At 67.2% G+C, this 15,378-nt stretch carries 13 protein-coding genes and 2 pseudogenes; 8 read left to right on the forward strand and 7 right to left on the reverse strand.

Translation table 11 applies throughout. The features are described from left to right. Positions 1 to 77, forward strand: a pseudogene (locus A5699_RS29990) (hypothetical protein); the annotation flags it as partial. A 186-nt stretch (positions 78 to 263) separates the two neighbouring features. Here A5699_RS29990 and A5699_RS17700 read toward each other — a convergent pair. Beyond that, positions 264 to 1,658 (reverse strand): cystathionine beta-synthase, encoded by a 1,395-nt coding sequence (locus tag A5699_RS17700; RefSeq protein WP_067771486.1) that lies wholly within the window; start codon positions 1,656 to 1,658, stop codon positions 264 to 266. A 29-nt stretch (positions 1,659 to 1,687) separates the two neighbouring features. Then, positions 1,688 to 2,722: an alpha/beta hydrolase gene (locus tag A5699_RS17705; protein ID WP_067771488.1), complete on the reverse strand. Its 1,035-nt coding sequence runs from the start codon at positions 2,720 to 2,722 to the stop codon at positions 1,688 to 1,690. 219 nt (positions 2,723 to 2,941) lie between these two features. On the opposite strand from A5699_RS17705, the gene A5699_RS17710 reads away from it, so the two are divergent. Then, complete coding sequence (locus A5699_RS17710) at positions 2,942 to 3,880, forward strand: SGNH/GDSL hydrolase family protein (RefSeq protein ID WP_067771490.1); 939 nt, start codon at positions 2,942 to 2,944, stop codon at positions 3,878 to 3,880. Between the two features lie 42 nt (positions 3,881 to 3,922). After that, a complete protein-coding gene (locus A5699_RS17715) occupies positions 3,923 to 5,140 on the forward strand; it encodes an acetyl-CoA C-acetyltransferase (RefSeq protein ID WP_067771492.1) in 1,218 nt (405 codons plus the stop codon). 34 nt (positions 5,141 to 5,174) lie between these two features. On the opposite strand, the gene A5699_RS17720 is transcribed toward A5699_RS17715, so the two are convergent. Further along, positions 5,175 to 6,047 (reverse strand): hypothetical protein, encoded by an 873-nt coding sequence (locus A5699_RS17720; RefSeq protein ID WP_067771494.1) that lies wholly within the window; start codon positions 6,045 to 6,047, stop codon positions 5,175 to 5,177. A gap of 209 nt (positions 6,048 to 6,256) precedes the next feature. After that, positions 6,257 to 7,093, reverse strand: coding sequence for a Bax inhibitor-1/YccA family protein (locus A5699_RS17725; RefSeq protein WP_067771496.1), 837 nt, complete (start codon positions 7,091 to 7,093; stop codon positions 6,257 to 6,259). A gap of 175 nt (positions 7,094 to 7,268) precedes the next feature. Here A5699_RS17725 and A5699_RS17730 point away from each other — a divergent pair, with 175 nt between their 5' ends. From A5699_RS17730 to A5699_RS17740, 3 genes are read left to right on the forward strand one after another with little or no spacing between them, the layout of a single operon-like run. After that, on the forward strand, positions 7,269 to 8,327 hold the full coding sequence (locus tag A5699_RS17730; RefSeq protein ID WP_067771498.1) for an enoyl-CoA hydratase/isomerase family protein: 1,059 nt from the start codon (positions 7,269 to 7,271) through the stop codon (positions 8,325 to 8,327). A gap of 11 nt (positions 8,328 to 8,338) precedes the next feature. Next, complete coding sequence (locus A5699_RS17735; protein WP_067771500.1) at positions 8,339 to 9,115, forward strand: enoyl-CoA hydratase; 777 nt, start codon at positions 8,339 to 8,341, stop codon at positions 9,113 to 9,115. A 9-nt stretch (positions 9,116 to 9,124) separates the two neighbouring features. After that, positions 9,125 to 10,834, forward strand: coding sequence for an alpha/beta-hydrolase family protein (locus A5699_RS17740; protein ID WP_067771502.1), 1,710 nt, complete (start codon positions 9,125 to 9,127; stop codon positions 10,832 to 10,834). A gap of 11 nt (positions 10,835 to 10,845) precedes the next feature. Here the strand turns inward: A5699_RS17740 and A5699_RS17745 are convergent, their stop codons facing one another. Both A5699_RS17745 and A5699_RS17750 read right to left on the reverse strand, forming a co-directional pair. Then, positions 10,846 to 11,214, reverse strand: a complete 369-nt coding sequence (locus A5699_RS17745; protein ID WP_067771505.1) for a rhodanese-like domain-containing protein — start codon at positions 11,212 to 11,214, stop codon at positions 10,846 to 10,848. 5 nt (positions 11,215 to 11,219) lie between these two features. Next, positions 11,220 to 11,741, reverse strand: a complete 522-nt coding sequence (locus A5699_RS17750) for a cysteine dioxygenase family protein (RefSeq protein WP_067771506.1) — start codon at positions 11,739 to 11,741, stop codon at positions 11,220 to 11,222. A 118-nt stretch (positions 11,742 to 11,859) separates the two neighbouring features. Here A5699_RS17750 and lpqV point away from each other — a divergent pair, with 118 nt between their 5' ends. After that, complete coding sequence (gene lpqV, locus A5699_RS17755; RefSeq protein WP_067771510.1) at positions 11,860 to 12,318, forward strand: lipoprotein LpqV; 459 nt, start codon at positions 11,860 to 11,862, stop codon at positions 12,316 to 12,318. On the opposite strand, the gene A5699_RS17760 is transcribed toward lpqV, so the two are convergent. Next, positions 12,315 to 14,015, reverse strand: a complete 1,701-nt coding sequence (locus A5699_RS17760) for a SulP family inorganic anion transporter (protein ID WP_067771512.1) — start codon at positions 14,013 to 14,015, stop codon at positions 12,315 to 12,317. The genes lpqV and A5699_RS17760 overlap by 4 nt on opposite strands. A 58-nt stretch (positions 14,016 to 14,073) precedes the next feature. On the opposite strand from A5699_RS17760, the pseudogene A5699_RS17765 reads away from it, so the two are divergent. Beyond that, positions 14,074 to 15,015, forward strand: a pseudogene (locus A5699_RS17765) (patatin-like phospholipase family protein); the annotation flags it as partial. Positions 15,016 to 15,378: the final 363 nt, after the last annotated feature.

The following is a 15,378-nucleotide window of genomic DNA, read 5'->3' on the forward strand; positions in this document are numbered from 1 at the left end:
CCGCACCGCAGATCGGCAACACCGGCTGGAACGGCGAGGACGGCGAAAGCCGCGGGGACAAGATCTGGGCGGCGGGTAATTCCCGGGCGGGGGCGGTTGATCGGTCACGTCGAAAGCTCTCCTCAATTCGGACAGCGATCCGCGAACGGACGCTACTGTCTGCCGGCACCTAGATGTTCAGCAAGCGGAACTGCTCCACTGGCAGATTACGCACCGCCGAGCCGCTTTGGCAGGACGACACGGACCGATGAGACCGTGCCCGACTAATGCCGGCTGCCACCGTCGGACAGGAACCCGAGCAGATCGTGACGCGTCAGCACACCGACGGGTTTGCCCTCCTCGACGACCATCACCGCGTCGCCGTCGGCCAGGGACTTGGCCGCGGTGGAGACCAGCTCGCCCGCGCCGATCAACGGCAGCGGCGGACTCATGTGCTCGGCCACCGCGTCGGCCAGTTTGGCGCGGCCCTCGAATACCGCGGACAGCAGTTCGCGTTCGGACACGCTGCCGGCCACCTCGCCGGCCATCACCGGCGGTTCGGCGCCGACCACCGGCATCTGCGAGACACCGTATTCACGCAAGATGCCGATCGCGTCGCGCACCGTCTCAGACGGGTGGGTGTGCACCAGATCCGGTAGCGCACCGGACTTTCCGCGCAGCACGTCGCCGACGGTCGATTGCTCGATGGATCCGTCGAGCCGGTTGCGCAGGAACCCGTAGGACGACATCCAGGCGTCGTTGAAAATCTTCGACAGGTAGCCGCGTCCGCCGTCGGGCAGCAGTACGACGACGACCGAGTCGGGGCCGGCCTTGCGGGCCACCTCGAGCGCGGCCACCACCGCCATGCCGCACGATCCGCCGACCAGCAGCGCCTCTTCCCGGGCCAGGCGCCGGGTCATGTCGAACGAGTCGGCGTCCGAGACGGCGATGATCTCGTCGGGAACCTCGGGGTCATAGGCGGACGGCCAGAAATCCTCACCGACACCTTCGACGAGGTACGGCCGGCCGGTGCCGCCGGAGTACACCGACCCCTCCGGGTCGGCGCCGACGATCTTCACCCGCCCGTCGGAGACCTCCTTGAGGTAGCGCCCGGTGCCGGTGATGGTGCCACCGGTGCCCACGCCCGCGACGAAATGCGTCACGGTGCCCTCGGTGTCGGCCCAGATCTCCGGACCCGTCGTCTCGTAGTGCGACTCCGGTCCCATGGGGTTGGAGTACTGGTCCGGCTTCCAGGCACCGTCGATCTCGGTGACGAGCCGGTTGGAGACGCTGTAGTAGCTGTCGGGATGGTCCGGCGGGACGGCCGTCGGGCACACCACAACCTCGGCGCCGTACGCGCGCAACACGTTTCGCTTGTCCTCGCTGACCTTGTCCGGGCAGACGAAGACGCACTTGTAGCCGCGCTGCTGGGCCACCAGCGCCAGGCCCACACCGGTGTTGCCGGATGTCGGCTCGACGATGGTGCCGCCGGGCTTGAGTGCACCACTGGCCTCGGCGGCGTCGATCATCTTGATCGCGATGCGGTCCTTGGAGCTTCCACCGGGGTTCAGGTACTCGATCTTGGCCAGAACCGTGCCCGAGCCCTCCGGGACAACCGAGTTCAGCTGTACCAAAGGGGTGTTACCGATGAGCTCACTGATGTGCCTGGCGATGCGCATACGTCCATCGTCCCAGGCGCCGGAACGGCTTACCAGGTGGCCTCTCGTATGTACTCGCCGATCTGGCGCAGCGAGCGCTTAGCTTCCGACACCAGAGGCGAGGCGAGCTGGAAAACGTGCATCTGACCGGGCCAGATCCGCAGTTCCACCGGGACACCCGCGGCGGCCAGCATGTGCGCGGCTTTGCGCGCATCGCTGAGCAGAACCTCCGAGCCCGAGGCGTGGATGAGCGTGCGCGGCAGACCGGGCTCGACGTGATCGAGTGGCTCGTAGACGGTCTCGCCCTTGCGCTTGGCGGCCGCCTCGACGAGTTCGACGAGTGCGTCGAACGCCTTCGCCGGGAACATCGCGTCGGAGTGGATGTTCGGGTGGTTGGCCCGCGTCTCGTTGTCGATCTCGAACAGCGGCGACATCGTGACCAGGGCGGCGGGCATCTCGCCCTCGTCGAGCAGCCGCTCGGCCAGTGCCAGCGACAGATATCCGCCTGCCGAGTCGCCGGCCAGCACGATCTGGTCGGGCTCATAACCGGTCAGCCGCAGCCACTGGTAGGCGTCGTAACAGTCGTCGATCGCGGTGCCCACCGAATGCTTGGGCACCATCCGGTAATCGACGACGAGCACCGGGCTGTCGGCGTACCCCGACAACGCGGTCACGATCCCCGAATGCGTGTTGGCACCGCAGGTCAGAAACGCACCGCCGTGCAGGTACAGGATGACGCTGCGCTTCCCGTCGGCGGGCAGGACACCGTCGGCCCGCACGAGCTGCGCGGTGCAGTGCGGAAGCGCGATCGTGGCCTTGATGGTCCCGGGGACCGGACGGATCATCCGCGCGGCGAAGTTGAGCAGACCGAACGGCCACGGCAGATGCGGTACGTGGCTACCGATCGCCAACGTCGGTTTGATTGTCAGAGTCGCCGCCAGCGAAACCAATCGGCCCGCCAGGCTCGGCCCGTCCTCGACCACCTCGACGGGCGCGCCGTCACTCACCGGATACCGGCGCCGATAGGATCTAGCTGCGCTTATGCCAGCGTGATGAGACCTGGTTACCTTGCTCGGTGCAGTCATGTCACCACTTCCTACGTCTTTGTAGTGCTAGGTGAAGTTCGTTACTCAGACAACCCGGGTAACTTAGCTTGACATCTGTAAACAGTTCAATAGTCAAATAAACTGAATTGGTACCGGACTTGATACAGCACCGTGACCGCCACGCAGTTCCGCCACGCGGACTCGGCCGGTAATCCGCCTAAACTGATCGGCGTGGGTTCAAGCCGAAGTGCTCCTCACGTGCGCGTCCCGCGCCGGTCAGCCATTGCCCTCGCCCTGACGGCGTTGGCGTCTACGGCCTACATCGGAGCACGCAACCTGTTGACCGGACAGGCCGACCAGGCCCGTCAGGTGATCCCCAAAGCCTGGGACATCCCACCCCGCGCCGACGGCGTGTACCTACCGGGCGGCGGCCCGGTCGAGAAGTGGGAACGCGGCGTCCCGTTCGACATCCACTTGATGATCTTCGGCGACTCGACGGCCACCGGTTACGGCTGCCGGATCGCCGACGAGGTGCCCGGGGTGCTGATCGCGCGAGGGGTCGCAGAGCAATTCGGTAAGCGGGTTCGCTTGAGCACCAAGGCAATTGTGGGTGCCACTTCCAAGGGGCTGTCGGGCCAGATCGACGCCATGTTCGTGGCGGGCCCGCCCCCGGACGCCGCGGTGATCATGATCGGCGCCAACGACATCACCAAACCCAACGGCATCGGCCCCTCGGCCCGCCGACTCGGGGATGCCGTGCGTCGGCTACGCGCCGCAGGCGCCGTCGTCGTGGTCGGCACCTGCCCGGATTTCGGCGTGGTCACCGCGATCCCGCAGCCGTTGCGGGCATTCACCCGCAACCGTGGCCTGCGGCTGGCCCGGGCCCAGGCTGCCGTGGTGCGTGCTGCCGGTGGCGTGCCCGTACCGTTCTCCGACCTGCTGGCACCCGACTTCTACAAAGCCCCTGAGCTGCTGTTCTCCGAGGACATGTTCCATCCGTCGGCGGCCGGTTATGCGTTGGCGGCCAAGCAGTTGTTGCCGGCACTGTGCGGTGTCCTGGGCGAGTGGGACGGCGACCAGGCCCTCCAAACCGGGACCGCGCACAGTACCTCGCTGTTGACCAGGCTGGGCGGGGTGAGCAGGCTGTGGCGCCGCTCGACCGGGGTGCCCGCGCCCATCGTGGTGCACGCGGGATAGTTTCAACCTGAGTTTTCAAGCCATTCGATCCCAGGAGCCGTCATGCCTGAAGCCGTCATCGTCGCCACCGCCCGCTCGCCGATCGGCCGGGCCAACAAGGGATCGCTGGTCAGCATGCGGCCCGATGATCTGGCCGCCCAGATGGTCAAGGCCGTCCTGGACAAGGTTCCGGCCCTCGATCCGCGTGAGATCGACGACCTGATCATGGGTTGTGGCCAGCCCGGCGGTATGTCCGGCTTCAACATCGGCCGCACCGTGGCCGTGCAGCTGGGCTACGACTTCCTGCCGGGCACCACCGTCAACCGCTACTGCTCGTCGTCGCTGCAGAGCACCCGGATGGCATTCCACGCGATCAAGGCCGGCGAGGGCCATGCGTTCATCTCCGCCGGTGTGGAGACCGTGTCGAACTTCGCCAGCGGCAACGCCGACGGCTGGCCCGACACCAAGAACCCGCTGTACGCCGACGCCATGGCCCGCTCGACCAAGGCCGCCGAAGGTGCCGACGAGTGGCACGACCCGCGTGAGGACGGCCTGCTGCCCGACGTCTACATCGCCATGGGCCAGACCGCCGAGAACGTCGCGCTGCACACCGGTATCAGCCGGGAAGACCAGGACCACTGGGGCGTGCGGTCGCAGAACAAGGCCGAGGAGGCCATCAAGAGCGGCTTCTTCGAGCGCGAGATCGTTCCGGTGACGCTGCCCGACGGCACCGTCGTGTCCACCGACGACGGGCCCCGCGCCGGCACCACCTACGAGAAGATCAGCCAGCTCAAGCCGGTGTTCCGGCCCAACGGCACCATCACCGCGGGCAACGCCTGCCCGCTGAACGACGGCGCTGCCGCGCTCGTGGTGATGAGCGACGTGAAGGCCAAGGAGCTGGGCCTGACCCCGCTGGCCCGCATCGTCTCCACCGGCGTCTCGGGTCTGTCGCCGGAGATCATGGGCCTGGGCCCGATCGAGGCCGTCAAGAAGGCCTTGGCACAGGCCAAGATGAGCATCGGTGACATCGACCTGTACGAGATCAACGAGGCATTCGCGGTGCAGGTGCTCGGCTCGGCCCGGGCGCTCGGCATGGATGAGGACAAGCTGAACGTCTCCGGCGGTGCGATCGCCCTGGGTCACCCGTTCGGCATGACCGGTGCCCGCATCACCGCCACGCTGCTGAACAACCTGCAGACCCACGACAAGACCTTCGGCATCGAGACCATGTGTGTCGGTGGCGGCCAGGGTATGGCGATGGTCGTGGAGCGGCTCTCCTAATTTTTTGCGCCCAGCGTGCACTCAGATCGCGATTTCAGGCGATTTCGCGATCTGAGTGCACCGCCGCTGCCCATGCCCGGGCCACCCGCGTCAGAACATCGTCGGCGGAATGCCGCTTGGTGACTCTGATCCGCGTCCACCTCAGCGCGTCGAGATCCTCGGAGCGGACGATGTCGTGGGCGAATTGCACGGGGTCTTTTCGATGATGATCCCCGTCGTACTCGGCGGCGAGCTTGAGTTCTTCCCACCCCATGTCCAGGTAGTACTGCCGACGTCCGTCGGCGCTCGTCACCGGAATCTGGGTGGCCGGCCGTGGGTATCCGGCGCGAATCAACAACAACCGCAACCAGGTTTCCTTCGGCGACTCGGCACCGGGGTCGTAGAGGTCCAGTGCCTCGATGAGTTGCCGCATTCCGCGAGCGCCCCGGTGTCTTTTTGAGGCGAAGGCCACGACATCTTCGGCGCGAAACCGTGTCGCGTTGCCGAGTGCATCCAGCCGCGCGACCGCATCATCGAGCGGGCCACGCCTGCCGAGATCAAATGCCGTCCGCAGCAACGAGGTGAAAGGCAGCCCCCGCCACACGATCACTTCATCGTCATCGACCTTTCCTTTCAACGTGACGATGCCACGTGGCGGCCGCCGGTTGGACCAGATCAATTCGATCGGATGCGTGTCGTCGACGTACTCCGCACCGTGCAGCGCAGCTGCGGAAAGCCCCGCTATCACTCCTTGTCGATGCGACCACAACCAGGCCGCGGTCGCGCGCTCATGCATCGTCATCGCGCGGCCACGATCGGTGTACACATCGGGGAACACCGCCACGAAAGGCCCACGGGGATTTCGCAATTCATGTTTGCGCACCATGCCGGCCGCGACGGCCTCGCTACCGAGGAAGGGGGTGTGCATTGCCCCACCCTTGCGCACTGAACCCAACCGTGGGTCGCTTGGTTGTGCAATTGGGGATGAAACGCGCGCTGGGGACAACCCCGTCGTCGCCGAACGTGCATTCAGATCGCTATTTCGCGTGATTTCACGATCTGAGTGCACCGTCGGCGCAAGACACGCAAAAGAAAAAGGCGCCCGCAATCGCGGACGCCTTTCTCGGGGCAGGGCTGCTAGTCGTTGTTGAAGTACGACAGCAACCGCAGGATCTCGATGTACAGCCAGACCAGGGTGACGGTCAGACCCAGGGCGATGCCCCAGGCGGCCTTCTCCGGAGCACCGGCGCGGATCATCTGGTCGGCGGCGTCGAAGTCGATCAGGAAGCTGAACGCGGCCAGGCCGATGCACAGCAGCGAGAAGCCGATGGCCAGCGGTCCGCCGTCGGTCAGCGGGGCGTTGCCGGTGAAGATCGCGAACAGGATGTTGACCAGGGCCAGCGCGACGACACCGAACAGGCCGGCGACGATCATCCGGGTCAGCTTGGGCGTCACGCGGATGGCGCCGGTCTTGTAGACGACGAGCATGCCGAAGAACACGCCGAACGTGGCCACCACGGCCTGGAAGATCATCGCGGGCCCGCCGCTGGAGACCAGGTTGGCGAACAGGAACGATGCCGAGCCGACGAACAGGCCTTCGAACGCCGCGTACGACAACACGATGGCCGGGTTGTCCTGCTTGCGGCCGAACGTCGCGATCAGGACGAGGACCAGGCCACCGATCGAGCCGATGAAGAACGTCGGCATCATCAGCGCGATATTGGCCGAGACCAGGAAGTACGAGACGATGCCGACCAGCGACACGATGGCCAGCGAAACGCCGGTCTTCGTGACGACGTCGTCGATCGTCAGCGGACGAGAAACGCCGGCCTGCGGCTGCTGCAGGTACTCCTGTGCGTAGGGCTGCGCCTGCACCTGCTGTGCACCGAAGCCGGCGGCTCCGGTACCGAATTGTGCGTATCCGCCCTGCGTCTTCGGCAGGCTGCGGAATACCGGGTTGCTGGTTTCGCGCACCGTCGGGTTCCTCTCCTATGAGATGTTCGATTACGAACTACTTGGCTCAACGATCGATGTTCCGGCTAGGTTCCCGTCGAGGACTATCAACTCTCAGGAAACTTCCAGGTTCGATCTTGGGGCAAACCCTACCCGTAGCACGCCATCGGTGGGAGGGCGAACTAGATTGCAACTCGTGACAGAAAACGAGGACGTCCTAGTAAGTGTCCGCAGCGGCGTCGGCATCCTCACGCTGAACCGCCCCAAGGCGATCAACTCGCTCACCGAACCCATGGTCGCGGCCATTTCCGAGGCGCTGCACGCCTGGGAGCACGACGACTCCGTTCACACCGTGCTGCTCACCGGCGCCGGTGAACGCGGCCTGTGCGCCGGCGGTGACGTGGTCGCGCTGTACCACAGCGCCAAGGCGGGCGGCGCCGACGCGCGTCGCTTCTGGTACGACGAGTACCTGCTCAACGCCTACATCGGCAGCTATCCGAAACCCTATGTGGCGTTGATGGACGGCATCGTGATGGGCGGCGGCGTCGGCGTTGCGGCCCACGGCAGCGTCCGGGTGGTCACCGACACCACCAAGATGGCGATGCCCGAGGTCGGCATCGGCTTCATCCCCGACGTCGGCGGCACCTATCTGTTGTCCCGGGCACCGGGCGCGCTCGGCCTGCACGCCGCGCTCACCGGTGCGCCGTTCACCGGTGCCGACGCGATCGCCATGGGCTTCGCCGACCACTATGTGCCCCACGATCAACTGGCCGCGTTCACCGAGGCCCTCATCGACGAGGGCGTGCAGAAAGCCCTGGCCGCCTACGCCTCAGAACCGCCGGCCAGCCCCCTGGTGCAACAGCGCGACTGGATCGACGCGTGCTATGCCGGTGAGACCGTGGCCGACATCGTCGCTGCGCTGCGGGCCCACGGCGGCACCGCCGCCGACAACATTGGCGGCACCGCCGCCGACAACGCCGCCACCTTGATCGCCACCCGCTCCCCCGTGTCCCTGGCAGTCACATTGGAAGCTGTGCGCCGCGCCGCCAAGCTCGAGACACTGGAAGACGTGCTGCGCCAGGAATACCGCACCTCGTGCGCATCCCTGAAGTCCCATGATTTCGTGGAGGGCATCCGAGCGCAGCTCGTCGACAAGGACCGCAATCCGCAGTGGTCCCCGGCCTCGATCGCCGACGTCACCGGTGCCGACGTCGAGGCGTATTTCGTTCCGGCCGAAGCTGAACTGACCTTCTGAGAGGACAACACATGAGCGAGTTCGAGACGATCCTGGTGACCCGCACCGACCGGGTCGCCACCATCCAGCTCAACCGGCCCAAGGCGCTCAACGCGCTCAACAGCCAGGTGATGACCGAAGTGACCACGGCCGCAGCCGAACTGGACCGCGATCCCAGCGTCGGCGCGATCATCGTCACCGGCAACGAGAAAGCCTTCGCCGCCGGCGCCGACATCAAGGAAATGGCCGAGCTCTCCTTCGCCGAGGTCTACGAGGCCGACTTCTTCGAGCTGTGGTCGAAGTTCGCCGCCACCCGCACCCCGACGATCGCCGCGGTCGCCGGCTACGCGCTGGGCGGCGGCTGTGAGCTGGCCATGATGTGCGACATCCTGATCGCCGCGGATTCGGCCAAGTTCGGTCAACCCGAGATCAAGCTGGGCGTGTTGCCGGGCATGGGCGGTTCCCAGCGGCTGACCCGGGCCATCGGCAAGGCCAAGGCCATGGATCTGATCCTGACCGGCCGCACCATCGACGCCGCAGAAGCCGAACGCGGCGGCCTGGTTTCGCGTCTGGTGCCCGCCGACTCCCTGATCGACGAGGCCCTGGCCGTGGCCACGACCATCGCCGGGATGTCGTTGTCGGCGTCGCGGATGGCCAAGGAGGCGGTCAACCGTGCCTTCGAGTCCACGCTGGCCGAGGGTCTGCTCTACGAGCGCCGGCTGTTCCACTCGGCGTTTGCCACCGCCGATCAGAAGGAAGGCATGGCGGCGTTCTCCGAGAAGCGCGCCGCGAACTTCACCCATCGCTAAGGTCGACGGGTGACCGACACCGACTCTCCCGCACCGGCTGCCGACACCGTCGTCGAGGCCGACGAGGCACCAGCGGCCAAGCCGGTGTGGTGGCTGCGCCACTACACGTTCTTCGGTACCGCGGTGGGTCTGGTGTTCATCTGGTTGTCGCTGACCCCGTCGCTGTTGCCCCGCGGCCCGTTGTTCCAGGGTCTGGTCAGCGGCGGGGCCGGCGCGATCGGTTACGGCCTTGGTGTTTTCGGGGTGTGGCTGGTGCGCTACATGCGCTCGGCCGAGAGCAGTCCGCGGGCGCCGAAGTGGGCGTGGTTGACGTTGGTCGCCGTGGGGATCGTGGGCCAGGTCCTGATGATCATCTACTTCCACATCTGGCAGGACGAGGTCCGTGATTTCATGGGCGTCCCGCGGCTCGGCTTCTGGGATCACCCGCTGACCGCGGTGCTCTCGATCGTGGTGTTGTTCTTCTTCGTCGAGGTCGGGCAGTTGGTGGGCCGGCTGGTGCGGTTCCTCGATCTGCACCTGGATCGCTTTCTGCCGCCGCGGGTTTCGGCGGTCATCACGGTGTCACTTTTGCTCGCGTTGAGCATCGCCCTGCTCAACGGCGTCGTGGTGCGGTTTGCCATGCACACCATCAACACGACGTTTTCGGCCGTCAACGACGAGACGAGTCCGGATTTCGCCGCGCCCACGTCGGTTCTGCGATCCGGTGGTCCCCAATCCCTGGTCACCTGGGAGTCGTTGGGACATCAGGGCCGCATCTTCGTATCGGCAGGCCCTACCGTCCAACAACTTTCGCAGTTCAACGGCAAACCCGCGATCGAGCCGGTCCGCGCCTACGCGGGCCTGCACTCCGCCGACGGCATCAAGGCCACTGCGGCATTGGCGGCCCGGGAGCTGCAGCGCACCGGTGGCCTGGACCGCGCGGTCGTCGCGGTGGCCACCACCACGGGCACCGGTTGGATCAACGAGGCCGAGGCCTCGGCCCTGGAGTACATGTACAACGGCGACACCGCGATCGTGTCGATGCAGTACTCGTTCCTGCCCAGCTGGTTGTCGTTCCTGGTGGACAAGGAGAACGCGCGGCAGGCCGGCCAGGCGTTGTTCGAGGCGGTCGACGAGTTGGTGCGTGCGATGCCGGAGAACCGACGTCCCAAGCTCGTCGTGTTCGGCGAGAGCCTGGGATCGTTCGGTGGCGAGGCCCCGTTCCTGGCCCTGAACAATCTGGTGGCCCGCACCGACGGAGCGCTGTTTTCCGGCCCGACGTTCCAGAACACCATCTGGACCACGCTGACCCGTGACCGCGATCCCGGGTCACCGCAGTGGCTGCCGATATTCGACGACGGGGAGAACGCCCGCTTCGTGGCCAGGCCGGAGAACCTGGACCGGCCCGACGCCGCATGGGGCCATCCTCGTGCGGTCTATCTGCAGCACGCCTCCGACCCCATTGCATGGTGGAGCACCGATTTGCTGTTCGCCAAACCGGATTGGTTGCGTGAACCGCGCGGCTACGACGTGTCCCCGCGCATGGAGTGGATCCCGGTGGTGACGTTCCTGCAGGTGTCGGCGGACATGGCGGTGGCCGTCGACGTGCCCGACGGGCATGGCCACGTCTACGTCAAGGACGTGGCCAATGCCTGGGCGGCCATCCTGCAGCCGCCGGGGTGGACACCGGAGAAGACCGAGAAGCTGCGGCCCATGCTGCACAGCGGCGAAAACGGCTGAGCCGCCCGCCTTTACACGTGACCAGCAGCCACGAGCGCGTGGTAACCGCCGACCACATCGGTGGACCGGTGCAGGCCGAGATCCAGCAGTGCGGCCGCGGCCAGGCTTGAGGTGTAGCCCTCCGAGCACAGGATCACCCAGTAGACGTCGTCGTCGACCGCCTGCGGGATGCGGGCGTCACTGGTCGGGTCGCAGCGCCACTCCAGCACGTTGCGCTCGATGATCAACGCGCCGGGCACCGAACCTTCGGCGGCCCGCTGGGCGGCCGGACGGATGTCGACGAGCACCGCGCCGGCATCCAACGCGTCGGGCAGGTCGGCGGCAGGCAATCGGTGCAGGCGGGCGCGCGCCCGGGCCAGCACGTCGTCGATGCGGCTCATCTCTGTCACTCCGGCGCGTCGGTGAGCTCGGTGCGGTTGCGGCGCAACGTGTTCTGCGACGTCACCTCGTAGTAGGACATCGCGGTCAGCGGCGGTGAGTAGGCATGCACGCTGACCGTGGGCGCGCCGACCGTGACCGGCCCCGGCGCTCTCACCACGTCGTGGACCCAGCCCAGCGGGAACGCGGCCTGGTCCCCGGCCGCGAGCCGGCGGTGCCGTAACAGCTCACCGTCCCAACGGGTTTCGGCGAGCTCACCGGAGACCACGGTGAGTGCCCCCAGCGAGCCGCCGTGGTCGTGCAGCTCGGTCGACTTGTCGGGCACCCAGCTGATCAACCAGACCTCGACCTCGTCGTCACCGGACAGCCGGGTGTACCACCGGTCGTCTCGGGGCAGCTTGCGCAGGAACCGGTCGTAGCGGCCGGACAACACGTCGTCGGCGGCGCGGTCGGTGATGTGCAACAGATCGGGCAGACGCAGCCGGGTCGGGGCGGAGACGGCAGGAACAGACGTGAGGGTGGACAGCATCGGAAGAACTCCAGGGATGACGACGGAACAGGTCGGACGGGCGCGCTAGCGAGCCCGACAACACTCCTGGAATCCGGTCCCTTGGGTCACGGCGGCCAGTGTTGCATAGATTGGCCCCATGCGCAGTTACAGGTGGACCTCACGCGTGACCGCCGGAGCCGTTGTGGCCGCCGGCCTGGGCTTGCTCGTCGGATGCTCGACACAGGCCGACAAGGAGCACCCGACGGTATCCACGACGCCGTCCCCGCAGGCCACCACGACCGCCGAAGCGCCGACGCCGACGGCAAAGCCGGGTGAGGTGGCGGTGTCCCCGGGCGGGGTCACCACTGCCGTCGGCGCCGACGCGCAGTCCACGGAAGAGGAGTACTTCCAGGCCTGTCATGCCGCGAAGGTGTGGATGGAGGCCAAGGGCGGCGACCTCAAGGCCCAGATCGAGCCGTATCTGGCGAGCGTGCAGGCACCGGACGCGGTGCCGGGACCCGGCACCTACAACGTGGCCTGGGCCGAGCTCGAGCCCGCTCGCCAGGCCGCCGTCATCGTGGCCGCGCAGGCGGCAGCCGACGAGCTCTGCAGCTAGTTCGAATCACGTTGCGGTAAATCCCCGTCCCGCGCTGCCACCCAGGCACGGCCACGTTCGACCGCGATGTCCAGCGCACCGAAGATGCGGTCGGTTGCGGGCACGATGCCGTCGTCGCCCAGCAGGTCATCGAGGCCACCGCGTCGCAGCACCTCGGCGGTGCCCGGGTTGACCCCGGCGATCATCAGCCTGCCGTGGTTGGCCGACAACTGCCCGGCCCACCGGCGCAGCGCTTTGATCGTCACCGACGACGGCACGTCGGGCAGCGCCCGCAGACTGAGCACGACGACGGCGTTCTGCGTGCCCTCGGTGCGCGGCCAGGTTTCGTCGATGCGGGCCACCTCGGCGAACAGGCCCACCCCGGCGTAGTGCAGCACGGTGACGTCGTCGCTGGCGCACCGCTGCGGCACCGGGCCTTCCTGCCAGCCGCCGTCGGGCGACGGGGTCAGCGCCACCAATTGGGCGGTCTCGGCCGCCTTGGCGCAGTAGAGCACCAGGGAGGTGATCACACCGATCAGGATGGCGGTGTGCAGCGGCAGCTGTGTGGTGGCCGCGAACGTCACCAGCATGGCCAGTGCCGAAAGCGGCGCGACCCGCAGCACCAGCTTGATGTCGGGCAGCCGGCCGACCACCAGCTCGGCACCGATCACCAGGATCAGCCCGCCGATCACCGCCATCGGGATGATCTCGGCGGCCGAGCCGGCCACCAGCACCAACACCGCGAGCCACAACCCGGCGAAGATGCCGGCCCACCTCGTCTGCGCACCGGCCGAGGTGGCGACCCCGGTGCGTGACAGCGAGCCGCCGGCGGGCAACGCGCCGAACATCCCGCCCGCCACATTGGCCGCCCCCTGGGCCAGGAAATCGCCGTTCATGTTGGTGCGGCTGCCGTCCGGGTTGGGTACGGCCGCCGAAATCCCGGCGGCCTGCGCCAGCGCAACGAGTGCCACCGCGACACCGCCGACGATCAGCTCGGGCATGGCGGCGAAGTTCGGAACCGTCACCGGCGGAAGCGCATTCGCGATCGAGGCGATGTCGCCGACGGTTTCGACGTCGACGTGCGCGACGGCCACCACCGCAGTGACCACGACGAGCGCCAGCAGGGTCGCAAACGATTCCAGCGGTTTGACGAAGCGAAATACCGCCCACACCGCCACGGTTCCCAAGGCGACCGCCACCGTCTCCGGATGCCACCGGCCGATGTGCGCGAACGAGTCGATGAACTTGCCAATCGTGTTGCCGCTGTCGGGTTTATAGCCCGTGGCGTCTCCGAGTACGCCGGCGATGATCTGCAGGGCGATACCGGTGGAGAAACCGGTCATCACGGCGTTGGAGACGAAGTTCATGATCGAGCCGAACCGCAGCAGACCGAATACCAGCATCACCACACCGACGACGACGGCCAGAGCGGCGACGTTGGCCGGATCCTGTGGATCCAGCCCGGCTTCTTTGAGGACGCTGCGTGACGTCAGCGCGATGGCACTCGTCAGCGTCGTCACCATCAGCACCGTGCGGGCGAACAGTGACCCGATGATGCCGGGGACGACGCCGGCGTAGATACCGGTGACCGGGTTGAAGCCGCCGATGCTGGCGTACGCCATGCCCTCCGGGATCGAGAACAGGCCTGTCACCAGCCCGGCGATCACATCGCGAAGCTTGGGACGGCCCAGTTTTCGGGCGAGCGTCGGCGCAGCCACGCATCAACCCTGTCATGAACGCGCTCGTCGAGGCCGCTACTTCGGCGCCTGATCCACAATGGAACGCATGCGTGTTGCTTTGGCCCTCGGCAGTGGTGGCGCCCGCGGCTACGCGCACATCGGGGTGATCGACGAACTTCAGGCCCGGGGATACGAGATCGTCGGGGTGTCCGGCTCCTCGATGGGCGCGCTGGTCGGTGGCCTGCATGGTGCGGGCAAGCTCGACGATTTCGCCGACTGGGCCAAATCGCTGACACAGCGGGCAGTGCTGCGGTTGTTGGATCCCTCGATCACCGCGGCCGGCATCCTGCGTGCCGAGAAGATCCTCGACGCGGTGCGCGACATCCTCGGTGACGTCGCCATCGAGGAGCTGCCGATCCCCTACACCGCAGTTGCGACGGATCTGATCGCCGGTAAATCGGTGTGGTTGCAACGCGGCCCGGTGGATGCCGCGATCCGCGCGTCGATCGCCATCCCCGGCGTCATCGCGCCGCACGTGCTCGACGGCCGACTGCTCGCCGACGGCGGCATCCTCGACCCGCTGCCCATGGCGCCGATCGCCGCGGTCAACGCCGATCTCACCATCGCCGTCAGCCTGGCCGGCAGTGAGTCGGGTGGTCGCGAGATGCCGAAGGAACCCGAGACCAAGGATGTCGAGGCCCGCCCCACCGCGGAATGGCTGAACCGGTTGTTGCGCAGCACGACTGCGTTGTTCGGGAGCAGTGGTGACCACGAGGGCGACGAGGCCGACCCTGACGACGCGGACAGCCCGGATGAAGCCGACAGTCAGCTCGTCGACAGCGCGAAGGAAGTGCCGGTACCCAAGTTGGGCAACTTCGAGGTGATGAACCGGACCATCGACATCGCCCAGGCCGCCCTCGCCCGGCACACGTTGGCGGCGCACCCGCCCGATCTGCTCATCGAGGTGCCGCGGACGGCGTGCCGGAGCCTGGATTTCCACCGCGCGGCCGAGGTGATCGACGTGGGCCGTGTGCTGGCCGCCGACTGCGACACCGCGGTGGCGCTCGTGCCCCAAGGACGCTCGACACCCTCGCCGTTCGGGACCGGTGCGGCCGAAGAGGTCGGCGGCTTCGCCGGACGCTCACTCGGGATCTTCGCCGACGACGACGCCCTGGCCGCATTCGGCAAGAACCCGCTGGATCCTGCCTGCCGCGTGCCCTCGGCGCAGGCCGGGCGGGCCCAGGGCCGCCGCGTGGCCGCCGAGGTCGCGGCGTTCCTACTCGGGTAACGCGGGCTCGGCGTCGTCGCGAGCGTCGAGCGCCTGCGCGGCCAGCACACGGCCCACGTCGATCACCTCGGCCGCGCGGTGGAAATCCAGGCTCCGGCACGCCGTCCGCGGCAC

Origin of the sequence: Mycobacterium sp. E802, from assembly GCF_001666875.1 — a bacterium.
Taxonomy (GTDB): Bacteria; Actinomycetota; Actinomycetes; order Mycobacteriales; family Mycobacteriaceae; genus Mycobacterium.

What these genes read in the sequence shown, in the direction of transcription:
- A5699_RS17700 (WP_067771486.1), bottom strand. Translation starts at nt 1,658, where the DNA reads ATGCGCATCGCCAGGCACATCAGTGAGCTCATCGGTAACACCCCTTTG.
- A5699_RS17705 (WP_067771488.1), bottom strand. Translation starts at nt 2,722, where the DNA reads ATGACTGCACCGAGCAAGGTAACCAGGTCTCATCACGCTGGCATAAGC.
- lpqV (WP_067771510.1), top strand. Translation starts at nt 11,860, where the DNA reads ATGCGCAGTTACAGGTGGACCTCACGCGTGACCGCCGGAGCCGTTGTG.
- A5699_RS17715 (WP_067771492.1), top strand. Translation starts at nt 3,923, where the DNA reads ATGCCTGAAGCCGTCATCGTCGCCACCGCCCGCTCGCCGATCGGCCGG.
- A5699_RS17735 (WP_067771500.1), top strand. Translation starts at nt 8,339, where the DNA reads ATGAGCGAGTTCGAGACGATCCTGGTGACCCGCACCGACCGGGTCGCC.
- A5699_RS17745 (WP_067771505.1), bottom strand. Translation starts at nt 11,214, where the DNA reads ATGAGCCGCATCGACGACGTGCTGGCCCGGGCGCGCGCCCGCCTGCAC.
- A5699_RS17720 (WP_067771494.1), bottom strand. Translation starts at nt 6,047, where the DNA reads ATGCACACCCCCTTCCTCGGTAGCGAGGCCGTCGCGGCCGGCATGGTG.
- A5699_RS17750 (WP_067771506.1), bottom strand. Translation starts at nt 11,741, where the DNA reads ATGCTGTCCACCCTCACGTCTGTTCCTGCCGTCTCCGCCCCGACCCGG.